This window comes from Acidobacteriota bacterium, assembly GCA_018268895.1.
GTDB lineage: Bacteria > Acidobacteriota > Terriglobia > Terriglobales > Acidobacteriaceae > Edaphobacter.
In genome coordinates this window covers 552,931-573,463 of record JAFDVP010000001.1, presented here as the reverse complement: position 1 = coordinate 573,463, position 20,533 = coordinate 552,931, and the positions used below count along the sequence as shown (strand labels likewise).

Genomic DNA, 20,533 nt, shown 5'->3' with positions numbered 1-20,533 from the left:
GGGGGGATTCGGTCAAACTCTTCGCGCTAAAATGCCTTCATGGACAACGAGATCGGAACGCTGTTTCTCAAGGCCTCCAGCGCCAAACTGGAGCAGATGACGGGATACCTTACCACCTGCCTCAGCAAGCTCAGCGATGAGCAGGTGTGGGAGCGGCATGGAGCGCACGAAAACGCCATCGGCAACCTCGTCCTTCACCTCTGCGGCAATATGCGTCAGTGGATCATGCACGGTGTTGGCGGTGCAAAAGACATCCGGGTACGCGACTCCGAGTTCAACCAATCCGAGGGAGTCACTGCTGCGGCTCTTATTGAAAGCTTCGTCTCAACCGTGCAGGAAGCGAAGACCATCATCGATTCCTTTCCCGCATCGCGGTTGGCTGAAAGAACAACACCGCAGGGACGCGACGTCTCCATGCTCGAAGCAATCTACCAGGTGATTGGACACGTCCAACAGCATGTGGGGCAGATTATTCTGTTGACGAAGCAGATGACAGGTAAGGACCTGGACCTGACCATACCGCGCCCGCGATAAGCCTTATTCGTAGCGCAGCGCTTCGATGGGATCGAGGTTCGCCGCCTGGATCGCCGGAACCATGCCGCTCACCACGCCGACGACGACGAGCACACCCGTTGCAACGATGACAATCTCCGGTGAAATAAGCAGATAGATGTCGGCCGCGCTGCCATTCTTTGCGATCGCGCTGTAGAACGTGATTCCACCCGCCAGCTTGCTGACGGTAAAGGCCAGCGCAATCCCAGCCAACCCGCCAACGCCAGTAATCACCATTGCTTCAGAGAGAAACTGAAGCAGGATATGGCGCTTGCGCGCTCCCAAAGCCTTTTCCACTCCAATTTCGCGGGTGCGCTGCTGCACACTCACCAGCATGATGTTCATCAAACCGATTCCAGCGATACCAAGCGTCAAAACGCCAATAAACAACAGCAGCGCTTGCAGCCCCAGTGAGATCAGCCGGAACTGCGACAACTGCGACATGATATTGGCTACCCACATGGCATTTTTGTCTGTCGGCCGAAATCCATGCGCCGCGCCCATCTGGTTGCGCAGCGCATGCTCCACCGCCATGTGATCGCCGTGATAAGCCATCCAGATACCGTCGAGATATTTGGTGTCCTTCAAATCGCCCATCGTGCTGAAAGGGATATAGACGACCCGGTTGATGTTGTCATCCCCTTCCTGCATCTTCGCCTTCAACACGCCGACCACTTCGAAGCTCACGCCATTCAGCCTGATCTTCTGTCCGAGCGGGTACATACCTGAGAACAACTTCGTCTTGGCCTCGGAACCGATGACCGCTACATGGTTTCGTTGCTGCATATCGTCCGCGCTGATGTAGCGGCCCTCGTCGACCTCCACATTCATGATGTGCTGTAACTCCGGCGTGATGCCATCCGTCTCCCACGTGAAGGTATGCAGGTCGTTCTGTACCGGGACCTGCTTCCACAGCATCGGCGAGACGTGGGTAATACCCGGCACGGTCTCCGCGATCCGCTCCACATCGTCCATCTGAAAGCGCACCTTGACACCGGCTTTGGCTCCGCCAGCCTGCTCGCTGGTGGTCCCAGGGAAAATACCGATCATGTGCGTTCCCCACTGCGCAAAGATCGTCTCAAAGGCGCGTCCGAAGCCTGCTCCATAGGCCAGCAGCAGGACCACCGTAGCAATTCCCCAGGCCATGCCAACAATCGTAATCACCGTGCGGCGGCCGTTGTGGCGCATCGCTTCAAACGCCTGACCGAAGATATCTTTCAGCATCGCCACTCCCTCGCGCAGCTACTCCTTGCGCAACGCCTCTACCGGTTCCAGAGCTGCCGCCTTGCTCGCCGGGTACAGTCCGGCAACGATACCGCATATGGTCAGTGTCCCCATCGCCATCGCCGCAGACCACGGAACAAGCCGTGGCGGATCAAACCCCATCTGGTTGTCCCCCATCATCGCGCGCAGCCCAATCATCAGGCCGGCCGATGCGAGGATCCCTATCAGCCCGCTCAATCCCGTCAGCAACAGGCCCTCCAGAAAGAACTGCATCAGAATGCTTCGCTTCGTCGCCCCCAGTGCCTTTCTGAGGCCAATCTCTTTGGTCCGCTCCGTCACCGTCACCAGCATGATGTTGATGATTCCGACCGCGCCAAGAGCGAGTGTCACAACTCCCACTCCGCCCAGGAACACATCCATCGCGGTAAAGATCAACCCCACCGTGCGCTGGGATTTGATCGTGTCCCACTCCTCGAAGGCGTCCTTCACCGAGGGGTCGAATCCATGCCTGCGCGCGATGACGCGATGAACATCCTCTTTCGCCGTCTCATTCAGGTCAGGCGTAAGAGGCTGATACTGAATCGAGCTGATCGAGTCCTGCGGGATGTTCTCGCCCGTCATCGGGAACATCTGAAGCATCGTCGTCAACGGAATATAAAGTCTCTGGTTGTCGCTGTCGTTGTTTCCCCGACCGATCTTTTCGGCCACACCGATTACCTGAAACCTTGATCCATTGATGGTGATGAACGACCCCACCGAAGGGCGCCCCGGGAACAGCAGCTTATTGTTCTTCTGCCCAAGCACCACTACCTTCCGGCGCTGCGCAAGGTCATCTGAATCGAAGAAGCGGCCCTGTGCGATCGGCAGATTGCGTATGTCGGGGTAATTGAGTTCGACCCCCATCACCGATCCGCCCGAGCTTGAAAACTCGCTCACCTGTTTCAGGTCGCCGCGATTGATAAAAGCCGTCACATTCCGGACATGAGTTGCCTCTGCACGAATCGCATCGGCATCCCCCACTGTCAGCTTGTAGGGACGCATTCCGGTGTGCTGATTGGGCAGGGCAGGAACCGTTCCGCCCCAGATCATAATGACGTCGGTGCCAAGCTGAGCCAGTCCTCTGCGTTGCCCCGACCGGAAGCCCTCGCCCAATCCGATCAGCAGCAACAGCGATGCCACACCCCAGGCGATGCCGAACATCGTCAGAAAGGAGCGTAACTTATTGGCCCCGATCGAACGGAAGACCTGTGCGAAGATGTCGAGCAAGGCGCGCATAACGATCGTTCGACTGCATTATCTCTTGCAGGTTACGTATGGATTACGTATTTGAACAGGAAAGAGTTCCCAATTGTGACCAACGAGGGATGGCACGAAAGAGTTAGTGTGTTCGCGCCTGATTCTTTACCAGCATCGGCGCATCCGGGTCGATCTCGGCACGAGGAGTGGCGCCGAGACAGGTAAAGAAGCTCTCCACCGCCGCTATGGTCTCCTGGCTGGCTATCGGTGGGTACAGAAGCCGCACCTCACCCCCCGCAACCGGCTTTCCTCTCAAAGCGATACACTTCTCCGGCCTGTAGACGCATGAGGCCAGGTCGGTAATGCTCTGCGCCTCGCTGGGAGTACAAATGATCGTCTTCGGGGGGGCCATGCGGTCGATCATACTGAAGATCTCCAGCTTCGACTCCAGCTCATCCGGTACAAAGTCGATGGCGATGTCCGCCTCCCGAACTGCGTCTTCGACGGTCGAAGCCAACTGGAGCTCGCCGAAGCCTCCGCGCAGACTCATATCCGAGTATTCGACCTCAGCCTTGCGCAGGTTGGCCGGCATCACGTCTTCGAGCACAACGTAAAACCCTGCGGCGGCGCAGGCCATTGCGAAGCTCCGGCCCGCCACCCCTGCTCCAATCACGGCCACGACACGTATCCCGAGGCCGGGAGGGGCCTGCTGCCCTGCGCTCATTTTTTTCCCGCAACCGCTGCAATTACAGCATCGTAGCTGGGATCCGCATGCTTGATATGTTCAGCAACGCGCTGGCGCTCTTCCTCAGTCAGCGACGGAAGTACGGCAAGGATACGGCGCAGGGTGACAGAGATGTCGTCGACGTAGTTCATGGTGCGGATTGCTTCGCCAGAGAGAGGCATGGGTGCTCCTGAAAGTTTCAGATTGCCTCACCAGTCTAACCGGTCTGGCCGGGCTCTGCTGCCGGACTCACCAACAGTGGTTCAATAGGAGGTTCATCCGACTTTGGCCGAACATATCCGTCCCGATCCGTCATCTCCATCAGCTCGGCAAGCTGGACGGCAAAATCAGGATGCAGCGCATGAAGGCCATAACGCCACGTCCAGTTTCCCTCGATTGCAGACGGCGTGTTCATCCGCGCATCGCTGCCAAGGTGCAGGATGTCCTGCATGGGAAAGATACAGATGTTCGCCACCGAGCGCGCCGCCGCACGAATCATCGCCCAAACGACCTCGGCTTCATGATGGATCGGCTGAAGGTAGGTTTGAAGGTGCCGGCGCTCGTGTTCACCCGTATCTTCGCTCCACCAGCCCAGGGTGGTGTTATTGTCGTGCGTTCCGGTGTAAACGACGGTATTTGGCACAAAACTTTGCGGAAGGTGAAGATGGCCTCCGCGGTCGGAGAAACCGAATTGCATCACCCGCATACCGGGCATCTTGAAGTGCTCCCGCAGCTCATCGACCTCCGGAGTAATCAGCCCCAGGTCTTCCGCAATAAAGGGCAGGTCGCCAAAGACCTCCTTCAGCCGATTGAAGAGCGCGTGCCCGGGAGCCTTCACCCATACACCATTTATCGCCGTCTCCTCTTCCGCCGGGATCGACCAGTACGCCTCGAAACCGCGAAAGTGGTCGAGGCGAATCATGTCGTAAAGTGCCAGCGACCGCCGGATTCTCGCTACCCACCAGTCGAATCCTCGCTGCTCCAGCAATCTCCACTTGTAGAGGGGATTTCCCCATCGCTGCCCGGTAGCTGAAAAATAGTCAGGCGGAACCCCGGAGACTCGCAGCGGTCTGCCTTCAGCGTCCAGCTCAAAAATCTCCGGGTGCGTCCAGACATCCGCGCTGTCGTAGCTCACAAAGATCGCAACATCGCCCAGCACGCGGATCTTGCGTTCGGAACAATAGCTGCGCAGTGCGCTCCACTGCTCGTGGAAGAAATACTGGATCACCTGCTCAACGGCAAGCTCGCGGCCATGCTCATTGAGCGTAGCCGTCATGGCCTCATCTTCGCGCCGGGCGAACTGCCGGGGCCACTCGTTCCAGCTTTTGTATTCAAATCTTCGCCGCAGCACATTGAACATCGCGTAATCGGCCAGCCACGAGATGTTGTTCTTCGAAAATTGCTGGAAGCGGCCCCTGGCCTCGTCGGAGGCGCGGTCGAGAAAGTTGCCGGCTGCCTCTTCGATCAACGGCAACTTGAGCGCCGATGCCGCGCCAAAGTCCGCCGCGCCATCGTGCCCCGGCAAACCCGCGATACGGCTTTCCGCAAGCCATCCATCGGCAACCAGCCTTTCCAGGCTGATCAGCAGCGGGTTTCCGGCAAACGCCGACAGCGCCGAGTATGGCGAGCTCCCATACCCTGTCGGGCTTAGCGGGAGCACCTGCCAAAGTCGTTGCTTCGCTTGCGCCAGAAAATCGACAAACGCATACGCCGCTGGCCCGAAGTCGCCTACGCCCCCATAGGAGGGCAACGATGTTACATGCAGCAGGACTCCGGACAGCCTCTGTTCACTCCCCGCTTCCACGCTCATTCCGCCTCCAGAACCACTTGCCGGTACTGTCTCTGTTCGATGCGTCCGTTTCGCCGCTGTCGCCTGTGTAGAGTCTGGCATGACGCTCTGCAAAGTAAAAGGCCCGTCTACCAAAGGTAAACGGGCCTTGCCAGATCAAACGGTGCACTGAGGGTCAGTTACCGCCAGTCGGCAGTGCCGGCCCCTGCTGTTTCTTCGAGTACCGGACGGCGCCCGCATCCTCGTACTTCTTGGTCACCGTTCCAACATAGACACGGAAGATCTCCTCGCGCTGATCGTTGAGCAACTGCTCACGGGTCTGGTCGAAGTTCTTCGCAATGTCCTCTGCCGTCGGCTCCTGCTTGTCGGTAACATCAAGCACGATGCCAGTGCGGCCCAGGTTGATCGCGTTGGAGATGCCTCCCTTATTCAAGGAGAAGACGACCGAAGCCGGACCGCTCATCGCGCCGATCTCGGGAACCTGTGCATCGCGGCCGACCAGTTCGCTGGTCTTGAGTGGAATGTTCATCTCCGCCGCAGCCTTCTTCAGATCGTTAAGGACTTTGGCACGGTCAGCCAGTTTGTTGAGCTGCGTATTCAGCAGCAGCGGAATCTGCTGCTCGCGATAGTCGTCCAGGATGTGGGGCTTGTAGTCGGCAAATGCAGGAGCATGCGCCGCCTTGATGTCCACTACCTGAAAGACTGCAAAGCCGTCGCCGGTCGATACCGAAGCCGGATCAGCACCCTTGACGACACTGAACGCCTGCGTCAGCAGACCCGAACCGTCAGCCACGCCGGCAATAACGCCATCCTTCGCCACGTAGTCGGTCGTCACCGCATGAAGCCCGCGAGCAGTAGCGGCCTTCTCAATACCGTTCTTCTTGGCGTCCGTCGCAAGCTGCGACGCATAGGTTTGCTCCGCCGCGCCAACGCGCTGCTGCTCGAGCACAGGAACGATCTCCGCCTTCACCTCGGAGAGCGGACGCAGGTGCGCCGTCTTCTTGTCCTCGACCTGAAGGATGTGGTAGCCGAACTGCGTCTTGATTACGTCCGAGGTCTGCCCCGGAGCAAGCGCAAATGCCGTCTTGTCGAACTCCGGCACGGTGCGTCCCCGGTCGAGCCAGCCCAACTCGCCACCCTGAGCTTTACTGCCAGGATCGTCGGAGTTCTTGCTGGCAAGATCGGCGAAGTTGCCGCCGTTCTTGATCTGCTTCAGCAGATCGTCGGCCTTGGCCTTGGCAGCCTGATCGGTCTTCGCATCCGCTCCCTGTGGCACGGCAACCAGAATGTGGCGGACCTTCACCTGCTCCTTCACCTGGTACTGCGATTGATGCTGGTTGTAGTAGGCCTGCACATCGGCGTCCGAGATCTGCGGCTTGCCGCCCGGCAGATTCGACGCGTCGAACGAGACGTACTCAATCTTGCGTGTCTCCGGGATCGCCGTTGCATACTTGGCGGCGTTGTCCTTGAAGAACTTCTCCAACTCGGCATCGGTAGGGTTGATCGTCTTCCCCAATCCGTCGGCGGAGATCACGGCGTAATCGAACTTCACCTTGGTTCCCTGCGTCTTGTAGGCCTCGCGCACAGCACCGTCAGAGACAGTGACGCCGCCGGTGATCAGCGCCTGTAGCCGCTGCAGCTCCATGTCGCTCTTGATCTGCGACTCAAAGTCGGCGCGGTTGGTCTGGAAGAAGTTCTGCACGAAGTTCATGTAAGCGTCGTCGCCAATGTACTTCCCACCGGGAAACAGGTACTGCGCAAAGGGTCCCGTCTGAAGTTCGTTGCGCAGGTCTTCGTCGCTCACCTGAAGGTTCAGGCGGTCAGCCTCGTGCTTCAGGATCTGCCGCTGCACAAGGATCTGTCCGGCCCGCTGCGACATATATGGGAGCAGAAACTCCGGCAGACGCTGCTGCTGCAACTGGCGGGACGCCAACTGGTTGACCTCGGTCATCTTTACCGCTGTGCTGTCGATGCCCATCCGGCCGAGCAGTCCGGTCTCACGCACTGTGGCAAAGACGTTGGTATCGTTCGTCCCGGTATTGTCAAAGACACCTGGAACAAGGGTGATCACCATCGTGACCACGGCAAAGCCAATAATGACAGCGAAGAGAATCTTCGTAATGCGGTTGTCCTGCTGCAGAATACGAATCATGCTTGACTGAAGACCTTCACTTCAAAACGCCACCCATCAGACACGGATTGGCGCGCGCCCGGAATTTGCGAAACCTGAGCACAGGCCCGAAGGGATGTGCCGGATGCAGGGCAAGCTACAAGTATAAATCACCTCCGCCAGAGGAATTCAGCCGCAGGCGGTAGCGATGCAAAACGAAGGATGCCCGGTCACTTAGACAGCCTTCGTCTTTATCGTTTTATCTGTAATACGGATAGAAGTAAGGCGCCGGATAGTAATACGGCGGGGGCGGAGGAGGATAATAACGACGCCTCATCTGTGGTTGCATTCCAGCCGACGGAGGAAGACCTGCTCCCAGCCGATCCAGCTCTGCCTGCGAGACTGTTGTCAGTTCTGTCTGCTGGCTCAGGCGGAAGTTCACAATCGCCTCCGAAGGAACCGTTGCCTCACCCTGCCTCGATGCCGAAGAAACTCCCAGACCGGCAACGCTGCCGATTCCGGCTCCAAGCAACGCACCCGGACCGCCGCCCGCTATCGCGCCAATCATCGCACCGACCGCGCCGAGGCCTACGGTGTTACCTACCGTTTGGCCAGTTTTGTCGTATCCCTGGTGCGACCAGGCCTCGGTCGCCAGAGGATACGTGCGGCCCTCCAGCGTCACCTGGCTCAACTCCAGGGCAAGTCCGCCACGTCCCCTGAGATCGCCGCCTGGCTGTACATCGGACACTCGCCCCTGCACCATCGCTCCCCGAGGAATAGCGACCGGCCCATCCGCCAATACATCGCTGATAACGACACCATCAAAGACCGTTCCGGGTTGCGTATGGCGGCTGTCCATTGCCTGGTTGATACGGACTCTCAACATCGTCCCCGCAGGTACAATCACCGGCTGCCCTGCCTGCTGAATACGGGTAGGTCGCTGGCTTGAATAAGCTGGATTCGGATACGCAGGATAGGGCTGCCGTTGCGGATAACCATTCCCTCCCTGCGACTGCGGCGGGTAGGGAGGGTAAGCAGAGGGCTGCTGGGGCTGCGTTTGCGAACGTCCTACAGGAGCAGAGTTTGTTTGCGGCACCGGAGCGCTCTGCCCCTGCTGAGCGCCAGACATTGTGCCATCTGCCTGCCCCTCACCCGCCCCATCAACAGGTTGAGACACTTCCGCATTGGCAGTCTCCCCTGGCGACCCGACCACCAGTTCGCTGACCACCTTTTTAACTCCAGATGTAGTTGCTACCAGATGCTCGGCTTTATCTCGGGAGGCCTCGTCGCGAACCGACCCGGTAAGCGTTACCGTTCCGTAAACGGTCGTGGTGCCAATCGCCTGGTCAGAAAGCTCGGGAGCGCTCGCCAGCGCCTTCAGAACATTCGACTCAATCTGCGCATCGGGCATCGGCCTGTCCTGGCCGCTCTGGGCAAATCCTGCGGCGGAAAGGACGGCCCCTCCCAAAATCCCCAACCCCAGATTTCTCAATCGTGCCATCGGGTGAGTCATACATCCTCCACGGCGCAAAAGCCGTTACTTCATCAAACGTATTCTCCACGAAAAAGTTACGCCATGCACTACTTCTGAAGTCGCATGAAAGCCACATGGCATCAATGAATTTCCACCAAATTGACCGCACCCCCAACACGCGATATATTTGAAGAGCGGGGTGGAGCAGCCCGGTAGCTCGTTGGGCTCATAACCCAAAGGTCGCAGGTTCAAATCCTGCCCCCGCAACCAAAGAATCAATAACTTACGGGAATCCGGTGCTACCGACAGACTCCCAATATCTCCCAATAAGAAAATTCATAGTTTAGGCGCTCGCTTTCATCGGCTTGAGCACCATCTCTACGACCTTCCCATTCGCTTCTCTTTGACGACGACATCCTAGCCCCAGGCACACCACAGCAAATTCCACCACCTTGATGAAGATGCTCACTCCGGTCCTGACATTACGAGTACTCGCATTTCGTTTTATTATTATTTGATTTACGATCATGTTATTCTTTCTTTTTATATTTGCATTGCTCAGGGCAGAACCAACCAGCCCCCATATATGAAGAAGTCTTCAAATGCCTGGAGGAAGTTGGTCTCATGGAAGTCGACAAAGGAAGCGTCCTGACAGCTAAAAGCCACACCTGGTTTGAAATCGCACAACAACCCGAGCTTTGGCCTACTACCCTGGAACATGTTAAGAGGGCTGTCCATGAGTTTGACCTCGTCGGCCTTCTTTCAGATGCGCGCGTTGTCCTCACCGGGGCGGGGACTTCTGCGTACATCGCTTCTGCCATTGCCCCGGCCTGGCACAAAGCGATCGCCGTTCCGTCCACCGATCTACTTGTCGATACGGAACGATATGTAGCAGAAGCAGATGTACTTATTTCCATCGGGCGTTCGGGCAATAGCCCCGAAAGCATGGCGGTAGTCGATCGTGTTCACGCGCTGCGCCCGCAGATCAGTCAACTCGCCATCACATGCAATGGCACAGGCGCACTTGCGAAGTCAGACATCATCCGCTCCATCCTTCTGGACCCGCGCACCGATGACAAGAGCCTGGTTATGACCAGTTCGTTCTCCAATCTCGTAATTGGCGGTCTGTGCCTTGCTCGAGCGGAGGGTTTGGATCAAATGCTTCCGACGGCCTGTGCCAAGGCAAAGGCCAGTTTTGCCGAGATCAATTCGGCAGTGAAGCACGTCGCCTCTATCGTAAAAGAGCGCATCGTTCTGCTTGCTTCATCGCCTCTGCTTGCCTGGGCTCAAGAAGGCTCGCTCAAATCCCTGGAGATGACTGCTGGAAGGTTTCCCGTGCTCGCGGAGACATACCTGGGACTGAGACATGGCCCCATGAGCTTTGTCCGTCCGGACACAGTTGTTCTTTGCCTGCTATCGAACGACCCTCTTCGTCGCCGGTACGAGCGCGATCTGGTTCAAGAGTTACGCTCGAAAAACCTTGGGCACCTGGTAGCGATCGGAGCCACGCGGGAAGAAACAGATCTCTTCGACGCAATCATTCCGGCAACTTCGCCGCAGGCTGCAGATGAACTTCGCACACCGTTTGAGATCATCGCTCCGCAACTGCTGGGGTATTATCTTAGCCTTCGCGTTGGACTTGATCCTGACAATCCGAGTGAAGACGGCATCATTACCCGCGTTGTGCAGGGTGTGCGAATCTACAAAGAGTAGGATTGGCCGCAGCAATACAAATAACCGACCAACCGTCGCGCGACACGCAATCCCGGAACCCCACACTGCTTCACGAAGCTTCTGCGATTCGTCGGCATGGGATCCATCCTCCGTACCTCGATACAGCACCTGCTGTTGTCTACGCGGTAATCGAAATTCGGACGCGCGCAATTCTCCGGCAGAATCTTCATCCAGATACAGTGCAATCCGGATGCGTTCGCAAGATAGTTGCCGGGCACACGATCAAAATCGGCTCCGTCAACGCACGATAGACAATGTGAGTCTTTCGCGGCCGGGGACAGAAGCGATCAACTTAGGAACCCGCATGAGCGCCGGAATGGTCAACGTGGTCGCGTGGTTCCCCTCTTGCTATGTTTAATTTCTATTTCTTTCTTTACATTTCACATATTACTGGATATCGCTCAGAACCTTCCGGAGGCGGGCAGTTTATGAGAGCAAGCAGTCTGATTGGAGTATCTAACATTGCACTCGGAGATTGTCCGCACCGCTTGGTGAAGCGAACCAGCCCGCCTAGAAGTTGAAGGCGAGTCCGGCCTGCATCATACGCGGGGTTTGCGCGAGGAAGAGCGTCTTTCCGTCCTTCGAGAGGATGGGACGGTATCCCTGCTCCAAAAGGTTCGTGACGTCCACCGTGGCCTCGAGCCCGGCGGGCAGCAGCGTTCCGACGCGGATGGGCTGGCGAATGAAGAAGCTCAGGTAGGCCTGGTCGCTGAAGGCCGCGAAGGGATTGACCGGCGTGACCAGCGACTCGGGCTGCCAGCGATACGACGCTCGCACCTGCGTTGCGCTGTGAATCACGCGGCCCTTAACGGCGATGGTCGCGGCCTGCGAGGAGCGCTGCTTCAACTGCGCGGCAACCGTCTCCAGGCGCATCGGCTGCTCGGCATCGGCGGCAAGAGCTGCGCCAGTGCTGTACTCGAGGGCAACCCAGAGCCCAGGAGTGATCGGCTCGGTCATCAGGATATTGAAGCCCTGCGACTTGTATCCGTCGCTCAACATGCGGAAGGTGCCGGTGGTGGTGTCGGCGATGAGGCCGATGCCCGCCTGGCCCTGGGCGTTAAGGTCCGCGGTTGTCAGCGGGCCTCCGCCTGAGAGCATCGCGCCGCCTATGTTGTCCTTGTAGTAGGAGGCCTGGATCAGTCCCTTGCCTGCCTTGCGTCCGAGTGAAAACTCCTGATGCAGACCGCGCTCCGTCTGCATCCTTCCCTGCGCAAGTACGCTGGTGGGCAGTTCCAGCTCAACCGAGTCCAGCCCTTCGAAGGATTGCAGGTCGCGCGAAGTCGCCATCCTGTATCCAACGTTCCAGTTCGATTTGGGATGCGCCGTAATCTTGAGGAACGGCCGCGACGCCATCGCGTAGCCTGGGCCGTGGACGACGAAGACCGTGCCGCCCAACTCCATGTCGACCATGTCGCCAAGCGAGGTCTTCTGCGCGGAGGCAAACTGCACGACATCGAACCCGGCCGTGCCGCCAGTGCCCATCATCTCCGGGTGCGACTGGTAGCTGATGACCGTCCTGCCCGCGCCTGCGAAGCCCAGCCTGCGCTGATACCCGGCGGACATTGATGTGGAAGGCGCCCGCAGATAAGGACCCGTCATCGCGCCCACATCGGCACGCAGCCTCATGTCGGAGCCATCGGGCAGCGACTTGTCCGTCTGAAAGACGTTATGTACGCCGCCGGTGCCGAATCCGCCGTCGCCCGAGCTGACCGACGCGCGCGCCCTGTCGGGAGCGGTCTTGTGCTCCGCCGCACTCGACGAGATCATCACCATCTCGCCGTCGTCCTCAAAGATGCGCAGGATGGGGCGGTTCGCGGACGAACGCAGCGTCCACTTCCAGTCGTCGCTCGGCTCATCGGCCTTGCGCCGCTCCGCCGGGAGCCACGCCGCGGCATCGAAGATAGCGTTCATTGTCAGGTTGACGACGGTGCGCGCTCCGGGGCGAAGCAGCAGATTACCACGCGTCGTTGGAACAAAGAGCGCCGCAGAGGCCCGCACCTCATACTTTTTGCCGGGAAGAAGATTGGCGATCAGGTAGCGTCCGTGGAGGTCGGTAAGGGCGGTACCCACCGTGGCGGAGTCCGCGCCAAGTACCTGCACCAGCGCGCCCATCTGCGCCACGCCCTGCGCATCGCGGACGATTCCCGTAACGGCTGCGGGGTTTGAAGCCCAACCGGGAGCGGCTGCCAGCAGCAGCACGAAAATCGCGATCTTCACTTGGTTTCGCTGCACCGTATTGGCACCTGGGCGTCGATGGCTACTCCAGAAATAACGCGTCCGCAAAAGTAAAGGACTGGCGTTGAGAGGTCGCGCCTGGGACCAGTTACCGCCGATGCTGTCCGCGTAACTGTGTCGCCTTCTGCCTGAATACCTGGAAGTTACTCCAGCAAAACAAATCAATCGACTACAAACGGCGCAGACTCTGCGATCTGCTGCTTGGAGATCCCATCATCCACTTTGATGGTGATCTGATATTTGCCCGGCTCCAGGCTGGCCAGCGGCATCGACCGCTCCAGCGTCACCTGGTCCGCATTCGGGTTTGTCTTCGACGTAAGCTCCTCGGTCTGAAGGATCGTCTGGTTGGTCCCCATATTGGTGACCTGGTACTCGATCTTCGCGCCGTTCTGCTTGCTCTTTTCGTCGATGCCAAGGTTATACACCTGCATCCAGAAGTTCAAGTTCTGATTGCGGTGGAAAGTCACAGGCTGCGAACCGCCAGAGGATACCCTGGGACGAATCCGGGTGTTGCCGATGACGAAGTTTCCGGCGCCGATGTCCTTCGAGGGCACCCGCTCCATCTGGTCGGCCAGGATGAGCGAGGAGGCGGCCAGCCGGTCGTCATCATACTTGGGAACGTTGATGCTGCGGCGCCACGTCCCGATGTGGTCGGGGTTATTGACGTCCTTAATGACGATGTCGACCTTGTAGAGGCCGGGGCGCAGAGGAAGCGCCTTCCAGTAGACCGATGCGTTGTTCTGGGTGCGGCCCAGCAGGTCGCTCGGCACTTCGACCTTCACCGTGTCCTCGAACGTCTGGATGGGGCGATGGCTCAGGTTCGAGACGCGGCCAAGGATATTGACGGTGCCGGTGGCGACGCCGTCCTTGTTGTTGAAGGTGATGTCCTTGTTGCGGATCTGCAGCGTCACTGGCACCAGGATGGTGTCGTTGGTGACCTTCACATAGTCGGTGCGCACGTCGAAGAGGAACGGCGGCCCGGTGAGGATCTTCGAGCTGACCATATAGCTCTCAAGATCTTTGAACTTGATCTCGGGCGCGGCCATCAGTTTTGCGTAAGTGTTCAAGCGGTCGAACTGCTTGGACTGGTTCATCGTCGACATGGGACCGGCCCCGAGCTGCTCGAGTCCGCCGCCTGAGAAGCGGTCTTTCTTTTCAGACTGTCCCATCTGCTCGTACAGCGTTGCACCGGCCCCCGGCACGTATTTGAGCGCGTCTTTTTCCGAGCGGTCGATCGTCATGTGATAGTCGCCGCACATGCACGTATCGACAAACTCGATGTCGATGTTGTCGCCGATTCCCTGGATATAGCGGTAGTGCCACGTCTCGAAGGGATAGGTCGAGGTATTTCCGCCGCCTTCCTCGATCGGGCGCTGATAGTTTCCGCCGCTGGGGTGCGATTCGGTCGAGTCCGGCTTGCCGAAAGCGATGTATATATGGCCGCGGTCTGTCTTCCAGCCCGGCTTGCCCGCGGCGAAGTGCTCGTTGGCATAGGCGATGCGGCGGTAGTGCTCGTCGCGGTACTCGTTGTCCGGCGAATCCGGGTTCGGGTTGCGGCGGAGCCAGAAGTTTTCGATGAAGGTGTCGCGCTCCTCATCGTTGGCGAGCGATTTGAATGCCGACATCTCCTGGTCGGTAATGATCCAGCGAACGTCCTCGTCCAGCCACTTCTTGTAGACGCCCTTCAACTCCTGCCGGAGCGCCTTCTGCTGGGCGAAACGTTCCTTGTCGCTTGGCTGCCGCTTCAGAGGGTCGGGCTTCTCCTCGACCGGCTTGGTCTGGGTCACGCCGTCCTGCGCGCTGGACTGCGCGGCGAGCCACTGGCTGCCAGGCAGCGCAAGCGTAAGAAACGTTGTACCAAGGACAAAGAGCCGGGAGGTCTTCATGATGCTGGAAATACTCCTGTTACCAACCTCTATTGTAGTGCCGGTTCCATGGTGGTTACAAGGGTGGAACATTGGATTATGCCCCTGATATGATTCCGCAACAAAGCCTGTGTTGAATAGACGCACGCTCCATGGTTTTGGGCAGCCAAGTCCAGCCGGCAGCGTACCGGCCGGCCGGAAGATTCGGCGGAACCTAATTCATCCAGCTTCCGTATCTTCTTTTTTGCCGCTACTTTAACGCGCCCCCCTCATCTGAGGAGAGGCGGGTCCATAGAAAGCCAGAAAGCCCAGAGAACAGCAAATCGATGAGCGCTAAAAAAATTGTCCTGATCGCAGTGGGTGTGCTTGTTATCGCAGGCATCGTCGCCGCGAGCATTGTCCATAGCCAGAATTCTGTTACCAAGGTCGCTACGGGCAAGGCCGTCCGGCAGGACCTCGTCTCGATCGTCAACGGTACCGGGCAGATCAAGCCCAAGACCTACGTCAACGTGGGAGCGACGGCCTTTGGCCGCATTACGCACCTGAACGTGAAGGAAGGCGACCATGTCAAGAAGGGCACAGTGCTGGCCACGGTGGAGAACGTTCAGCCCTCCGCCACGGTCTCGGCGCAGCAGGCGGCGATCGACAGCTCGCGGACGGACGTCAACAGCCTGGTAGCAGCCGAACGCACCGCCGAGGCCAACATCGCCCAGGCCAAGGCCGACCTCGAGCAGAAGAACCTCGACTTCCAGCGCGCCCAGCAGCTCTACAACGAGAAGCTGATCGCCAAGCAGGACTTCGACGCCAAGAAGGCGGCCTACGACATGTCGGTCGCCACGCTGGCCCAGCGTCAGGCGGCAGCTGCTCAGGCCAAGGCGCAGACGGCCTCGCAGCGCGCGCATGTGAACCAGGCGGTCGCCTCGCAGCGCGCCAACTACGACTCGCTCGACAAGACCATCAGCCGCGCGCCGTTTGACGGGCTGGTCACCAACGTTCCTGTGCGCGAGGGTGAGACGGTTGTGGTCGGTATCCAGAACGCCGGCGGCTCGACCATCATGACGCTGGCCGATATGTCGGTCATCACAGCCGAGGTCAAGGTCGATGAGACCGACATCGTCAACATCAAGCTGAACCAGCCCGCCGACGTCACGGTCGATGCCCTTCCCGGGCGCGTCTTCAAGGGCCACGTCACCGAGGTCGGCGACCAGGCGCTGCTGCGCACCACGGGGCTCTCGACCACGCAGAGCACGACCGGCACCGAGGAGGCCAAGGACTTCAAAGTAGTCGTCACCCTCGATCAGCCCTCGGACGATCTTCGTCCCGGCCTGTCGACTACGGCGAAGATCACCACGGCGCACCAGCAAAATGTGCTGACCATCCCGATCCAGGCGCTGGTGCAGCGCGTTCCCGCGACGGAGAAGGCGCTTGCAGCGAACGGCGGCAAGCCGCCCAGCGCAGGCGCGGTCGCTACCGCGGGCGCCAGCCAGACATCGACCAAGGCCCCGGCGGTCCAGGGCGTCTACGTTATTGAAACCGAGAAGAAGAAGCTCAGGGCCATCTTTGTTCCAGTCACGACCGGCATCACCGGCGCGACCGAGATCGAGGTCCTCAGCGGGCTGAAACCGGGCGACGAGATCGTCACCGGGCGGTACAAAATTCTTCGCACCCTTAAGAGTGGCACGCCAGTCAAAAGAGACAACACACCTGAGACCGAGGCAGACAAGTCATAGCCCCGGCGGTAGTGCTGTGCTGGGCGAGGCGCGGAGACAGCGCTTCGCCACTGGCTCCTTTTCTCTCCCGAATTCACGGCTGCGGTTCCATGGAGGGAACCTGCGCCCACTTTCGGACGTACCTGTTCAGTGAAACGTACTATCCTGTAACCTAACCGCACCGGAGAACCGGATGGCTATCGAAACCGCAGTCGAGACCACTACAAGCACGGCAGCCGGCCCCCGGCCAGGCGACGTTATCGTCACCGACAATCTCTGGAAGACCTACGAGATGGGCGACCAGGAGGTACACGCGCTGAGGGGCGTGAACCTGCGCATTCGCCACAACGAGTACGTTGCCATCATGGGTCCTTCGGGATCGGGCAAGTCGACGCTGATGAACCTGATCGGCTGCCTCGACTCGCCGACGCAGGGCAAGTACTGGCTTAACGGGCACGATGTCTCCGAGTTGAACGACGACGAACTGGCTCGCATTCGCAATAAAGAGATCGGCTTCGTCTTCCAGACCTTCAACCTGCTGGCCCGCGCCACCGCCCTGCACAACGTAGAGCTGCCGCTGATCTACAACGGCACCCCTGCCGCCGAACGCACCGAACGCGCCAAGGCCACGCTTGAGAGCGTCAACCTCGGCACCCGCATGTTGCACAAGCCAAACGAGCTCTCGGGCGGCCAGCGGCAGCGCGTCGCCATCGCCCGCGCGCTGATCAACAACCCATCCATCATCCTTGCCGACGAGCCGACCGGTAACCTGGACTCGAAGACCGGCGACGAGATTATGGCGCTGTTCGACGATCTCCATGCCAAGGGGAACACGATCATCCTCGTCACCCACGAGCCCGACATCGCCGAATATGCCCACCGCATCGTCACCATCCGTGACGGCGTCATTGCGGGCGATCATCTTTCTCCCCGCAAACGTAATCAGTAGAGCACATTAGGGGATTTGCCCCGCTTTGCCATCCACTCTGGCGTTGCCAGCCGTCTAAGATGGAATGATGGCATTTCTGTCCGGTCGCCTGAAGGCCATAGCTCTTGCTCTATCTGTTACGCTGCCGTTTGGCTCTGCCGCTTTGCGCGCTGACTCCGGACGCTTCGACCTCGTTGGCCCACGCATCGACGTTCGCGTCACCCGCGGGGACAAGACGTTGCCGATCGCCTCTGTCCCCAATCTTCAGGCTGGCGACAAGCTGTGGCTGTTTGCCGACCTTCCTCGCACGCAGTCGGTCCACTACCTTCTGGTAGCGGTGTTCCTGCGGGGAACGACCAACCCTCCGCCGGATAGCTGGTTCACCAAGATCGAGACATGGAACAAGAAGGTGCGCGAGGAGGGGGTCACGATCACCGTGCCCGAGGAGGCGCAGCAGGCCATCCTCTTCCTCGCCCCTGAGACCGGCGGCGACTTCAGCACGCTGCGCTCGGCCGTGCAGGGACGCCCCGGCATCTTCGTCCGCGCCTCACAGGACCTGTCGGAGGCCGGCTTCGAGCAGGCCCGCATCGAGAAGTACCTTGATTCGATCCGCCAGACGCCTCCAGGAGATCCCAAGGCCCTGCTCGACCACTCAAACTTTCTTGCGCGCACGCTGAACCTGAGACCGAACCAGGAGTGCTTCACCAAGCCTGTCGACCAGCAGTACAACTGCCTCACCCAGACCGGGACCCAGACCCTGCTGAACGACGGGCATGGGGAGACTGTGGCCTCCATGCTGTCGAGTGGCGATACCTCCGCCTTTATCGGGGCGGCCTCGCGTACCGCTGTGATGGGAGGGGGTATGTACAGCGCATACGTCGGTGCGGTGGTCGATCTGGTGCGCCTGACCAGCAACCTGCACACAGCCCAGTACCAGTACATCCCTGCGATCGCGTTTCCCAGGGTGGAGCAGCTTAACCTGCGGCTGAACACGCCGCCGTCGTTCCACAACCCGAAGTCGGTGATCGTGATCGGGCTGCCTTCGATCCAGAAGGCGGTGCCTCCGCCGCTGCGCGCGGCTGAGTCGCGGCATGTCACCTGCCTGCTGGAGCCAACGGTCGTTCTGCCGGTCGAGGGCGCGCCTCTGGTCTTCTCCACGGGCTTTGCGCACGACTTGTATCTGCATGTGACGGGTGGCGCACCGCGGGCCGACATTCCGCTGGAGGCTGATGCCTACAAGGGCGGGCTTGTGATTGCTCCGGCAAAGGAACGCAAGGCGCTGCCGTCGCCATCTGAAGAAGCTGCCGCGCCGGTTGCCGATAATGCCGATCAGGGTAAGGTCAAGGAGCCGACCGACCCGGATGCTCCGCGCACCGCTGTCACAGGAACGATCATGGGCCACTGGGGCTTCGACCCCTTCACCGGGCCAACGCTTCCCTTGCAGGACGTTCCGGGAACGGGGTGGAAGCTGTCGTCGGAGGGCGTACTGATCGCCGGGCGCGAGAACCACCTGAACCTGTCGTCCTCGGGCACCGCCTGCATCGACACGATCACGCTGGAGCGGCCCAGCGGCAGACAGGTGGACGTGAAGTGGAAGCAGTCGGACAAGCCGAGCACGGTGGATGTAAGTCTCTCGTTGAAGTCGGTAGATCCCGGCGCCATTCATCTCAAGGTGCGCCAGTTCGGCGATCACGATGTGGCCTCGGTGACGGCGCAGACCTTCTCCGAGCCGTCGCAGCTTGCGAGCCTGAACCTGCACGCAGGCGACACGAAGGCCATACTGACGGGCACCAGCCTGGAGCAGGTGCGCCAGATCACGCTCGACACACTCGTCTTCACGCCTTCGGGCAGTCCCGCGGCTGTTCCGCGCAGCGAGACTTCGCAGACACTGTCGTTTACGCTGCCGCCCAATGCTCCCGCGCCCGCCTTGAAGCCCGGCGACAGGCTCATAGCTAAAGTCGTTCTGAACGACGGCCGCACCCTGTCGGTCCCGGTGAACATCACCAGCTCGCGCCTTGAGGTTGCGTTGCTGAACAAATCGGTGAACCAGCCCACGGGATCTCCGATTCACCTTGCGAACCCGGACGACCTGCCAATCACGCAGCGGCTGACCTTCTCGCTGCGCTCGAAGGCCCCCTTCCCCCGCAACGCGCAGGTGGAGATTGCGGACGAAGACGAGACGATGCGCACCACGCTCTCCGTCACCGCGGGTTCGCTGGTGCTTCAGAACTCGCATACGGTTCTCGGCACCTTCGACCCGCTGAAGGCCTTCGGAACCTCGGCGTTTGGCCCGGTGCGGCTGCGCGCGCTTGGTCCCGATGGGACACCGGGCGACTGGATTCCTCTGGCTACGCTCGTTCGCCTGCCAACGCTCGACACGCTACATTGCCCGTTCGATCCGGCGGCGGCGTGCAAGCTGACCGGCTCGAATCTTTATTTGGTCGACGCCCTTTCGACCACCTCGGACTTCGGGACGGCCGTGGATGTGCCGGAGGGCTTTGTCGGCAATACGCTGAGTATGCCGAGGCCACCGAAGTCCGGCTTCTACCTGAAGCTGCGGGACGAACCGGAGTCGGCCAATCTGGTGAGCCTTGCGCCGCAGATCCAACGCGGACCGCAGCCCGTGCCCGCTCCACCGCCGCCTGCTGCAACCGCGACCCCGGCGACGGAGCAGCCTGAACCGGCAGTGACGACTCCACCGGCCGCTGCACCGCAGACGCCTGCTGCGCCGACACCCGCACCGCCAGAGCACCAGACGCATTAGGGCGGCATGCTTACAGCGCTTCGTTTGTGTTGGCATTGCGTACCCAGGCCTGTCGGCCCAGGCTGTTATGTTGCGGGCCTTCGGCCCTGAAGACTACACCTGCGAGGAAAATGCTCTACGGCACAAGAAATCCGCTTTAACAAGAGAAAGCCGAGCTCCGCCGGGCGTTGGCCTTATGGAACTCGGCTC

Annotated in this window: 14 protein-coding genes and 1 tRNA gene; 6 read left to right on the top strand and 9 right to left on the bottom strand. The window is 59.7% G+C overall.

Features of this window, described 5'->3' with window-relative positions; genetic code table 11:
* The first annotated feature begins 39 nt into the window (after nucleotides 1–39).
* Entirely contained in the window at nucleotides 40–534 is a 495-nt protein-coding gene (locus JSS95_02500) for a DUF1572 family protein (GenBank protein MBS1798676.1), read from the top strand.
* A gap of 3 nt (nucleotides 535–537) precedes the next feature.
* Here the strand turns inward: JSS95_02500 and JSS95_02495 are convergent, their stop codons facing one another.
* The 7 genes from JSS95_02495 to JSS95_02465 form a co-directional block, all read right to left on the bottom strand.
* Complete coding sequence (locus JSS95_02495) at nucleotides 538–1,776, bottom strand: ABC transporter permease (protein MBS1798675.1); 1,239 nt, start codon at nucleotides 1,774–1,776, stop codon at nucleotides 538–540.
* 18 nt (nucleotides 1,777–1,794) lie between these two features.
* Nucleotides 1,795–3,051 (bottom strand): ABC transporter permease, encoded by a 1,257-nt coding sequence (locus JSS95_02490; GenBank protein MBS1798674.1) that lies wholly within the window; start codon nucleotides 3,049–3,051, stop codon nucleotides 1,795–1,797.
* Between the two features lie 103 nt (nucleotides 3,052–3,154).
* Nucleotides 3,155–3,736, bottom strand: coding sequence for a 3-hydroxyacyl-CoA dehydrogenase (locus JSS95_02485; GenBank protein ID MBS1798673.1), 582 nt, complete (start codon nucleotides 3,734–3,736; stop codon nucleotides 3,155–3,157).
* Nucleotides 3,733–3,918 (bottom strand): hypothetical protein, encoded by a 186-nt coding sequence (locus tag JSS95_02480; protein MBS1798672.1) that lies wholly within the window; start codon nucleotides 3,916–3,918, stop codon nucleotides 3,733–3,735. Before JSS95_02480 ends, JSS95_02485 begins: the two co-directional genes overlap by 4 nt.
* A gap of 35 nt (nucleotides 3,919–3,953) precedes the next feature.
* Nucleotides 3,954–5,546 (bottom strand): 4-alpha-glucanotransferase, encoded by a 1,593-nt coding sequence (gene malQ, locus JSS95_02475; GenBank protein MBS1798671.1) that lies wholly within the window; start codon nucleotides 5,544–5,546, stop codon nucleotides 3,954–3,956.
* Between the two features lie 154 nt (nucleotides 5,547–5,700).
* Nucleotides 5,701–7,677, bottom strand: a complete 1,977-nt coding sequence (locus tag JSS95_02470; protein ID MBS1798670.1) for a peptidylprolyl isomerase — start codon at nucleotides 7,675–7,677, stop codon at nucleotides 5,701–5,703.
* Between the two features lie 217 nt (nucleotides 7,678–7,894).
* The gene (locus JSS95_02465) at nucleotides 7,895–9,136 is read right to left on the bottom strand and encodes a BON domain-containing protein (protein ID MBS1798669.1); all 1,242 of its coding nucleotides are present in this window, start codon (nucleotides 9,134–9,136) and stop codon (nucleotides 7,895–7,897) included.
* Nucleotides 9,137–9,302: 166 nt separating this feature from the next.
* Here JSS95_02465 and JSS95_02460 point away from each other — a divergent pair.
* Nucleotides 9,303–9,379, top strand: a tRNA-Met gene (locus tag JSS95_02460).
* A gap of 354 nt (nucleotides 9,380–9,733) precedes the next feature.
* On the top strand, nucleotides 9,734–10,822 hold the full coding sequence (locus JSS95_02455; GenBank protein ID MBS1798668.1) for an SIS domain-containing protein: 1,089 nt from the start codon (nucleotides 9,734–9,736) through the stop codon (nucleotides 10,820–10,822).
* A gap of 531 nt (nucleotides 10,823–11,353) precedes the next feature.
* Here the strand turns inward: JSS95_02455 and JSS95_02450 are convergent.
* Both JSS95_02450 and JSS95_02445 read right to left on the bottom strand, forming a co-directional pair.
* Nucleotides 11,354–13,060, bottom strand: a complete 1,707-nt coding sequence (locus JSS95_02450; protein MBS1798667.1) for a carboxypeptidase regulatory-like domain-containing protein — start codon at nucleotides 13,058–13,060, stop codon at nucleotides 11,354–11,356.
* Between the two features lie 179 nt (nucleotides 13,061–13,239).
* A complete protein-coding gene (locus tag JSS95_02445) occupies nucleotides 13,240–14,964 on the bottom strand; it encodes a GWxTD domain-containing protein (GenBank protein ID MBS1798666.1) in 1,725 nt (574 codons plus the stop codon).
* Between the two features lie 305 nt (nucleotides 14,965–15,269).
* Here JSS95_02445 and JSS95_02440 point away from each other — a divergent pair, with 305 nt between their 5' ends.
* From JSS95_02440 to JSS95_02430, 3 genes are all read left to right on the top strand, one after another.
* Nucleotides 15,270–16,673 carry an efflux RND transporter periplasmic adaptor subunit gene (locus tag JSS95_02440; protein MBS1798665.1) on the top strand — a complete coding sequence of 468 codons (1,404 nt, stop codon included), beginning with the start codon at nucleotides 15,270–15,272 and terminating at the stop codon, nucleotides 16,671–16,673.
* Nucleotides 16,674–16,944: 271 nt separating this feature from the next.
* Complete coding sequence (locus JSS95_02435; GenBank protein ID MBS1798664.1) at nucleotides 16,945–17,601, top strand: ABC transporter ATP-binding protein; 657 nt, start codon at nucleotides 16,945–16,947, stop codon at nucleotides 17,599–17,601.
* An 88-nt stretch (nucleotides 17,602–17,689) separates the two neighbouring features.
* Nucleotides 17,690–20,344 (top strand): hypothetical protein, encoded by a 2,655-nt coding sequence (locus JSS95_02430; GenBank protein MBS1798663.1) that lies wholly within the window; start codon nucleotides 17,690–17,692, stop codon nucleotides 20,342–20,344.
* Nucleotides 20,345–20,533 lie beyond the last annotated feature (189 nt).

What these genes read in the sequence shown, in the direction of transcription:
- JSS95_02455 (MBS1798668.1), top strand. Translation starts at nt 9,734, where the DNA reads ATGGAAGTCGACAAAGGAAGCGTCCTGACAGCTAAAAGCCACACCTGG.
- JSS95_02480 (MBS1798672.1), bottom strand. Translation starts at nt 3,918, where the DNA reads ATGCCTCTCTCTGGCGAAGCAATCCGCACCATGAACTACGTCGACGAC.
- JSS95_02465 (MBS1798669.1), bottom strand. Translation starts at nt 9,136, where the DNA reads ATGGCACGATTGAGAAATCTGGGGTTGGGGATTTTGGGAGGGGCCGTC.
- JSS95_02490 (MBS1798674.1), bottom strand. Translation starts at nt 3,051, where the DNA reads ATGCGCGCCTTGCTCGACATCTTCGCACAGGTCTTCCGTTCGATCGGG.
- JSS95_02485 (MBS1798673.1), bottom strand. Translation starts at nt 3,736, where the DNA reads ATGAGCGCAGGGCAGCAGGCCCCTCCCGGCCTCGGGATACGTGTCGTG.
- JSS95_02440 (MBS1798665.1), top strand. Translation starts at nt 15,270, where the DNA reads ATGAGCGCTAAAAAAATTGTCCTGATCGCAGTGGGTGTGCTTGTTATC.
- JSS95_02495 (MBS1798675.1), bottom strand. Translation starts at nt 1,776, where the DNA reads ATGCTGAAAGATATCTTCGGTCAGGCGTTTGAAGCGATGCGCCACAAC.
- malQ (MBS1798671.1), bottom strand. Translation starts at nt 5,546, where the DNA reads ATGAGCGTGGAAGCGGGGAGTGAACAGAGGCTGTCCGGAGTCCTGCTG.
- JSS95_02445 (MBS1798666.1), bottom strand. Translation starts at nt 14,964, where the DNA reads ATGAAGACCTCCCGGCTCTTTGTCCTTGGTACAACGTTTCTTACGCTT.
- JSS95_02500 (MBS1798676.1), top strand. Translation starts at nt 40, where the DNA reads ATGGACAACGAGATCGGAACGCTGTTTCTCAAGGCCTCCAGCGCCAAA.
- JSS95_02435 (MBS1798664.1), top strand. Translation starts at nt 16,945, where the DNA reads ATGGGCGACCAGGAGGTACACGCGCTGAGGGGCGTGAACCTGCGCATT.
- JSS95_02470 (MBS1798670.1), bottom strand. Translation starts at nt 7,677, where the DNA reads ATGATTCGTATTCTGCAGCAGGACAACCGCATTACGAAGATTCTCTTC.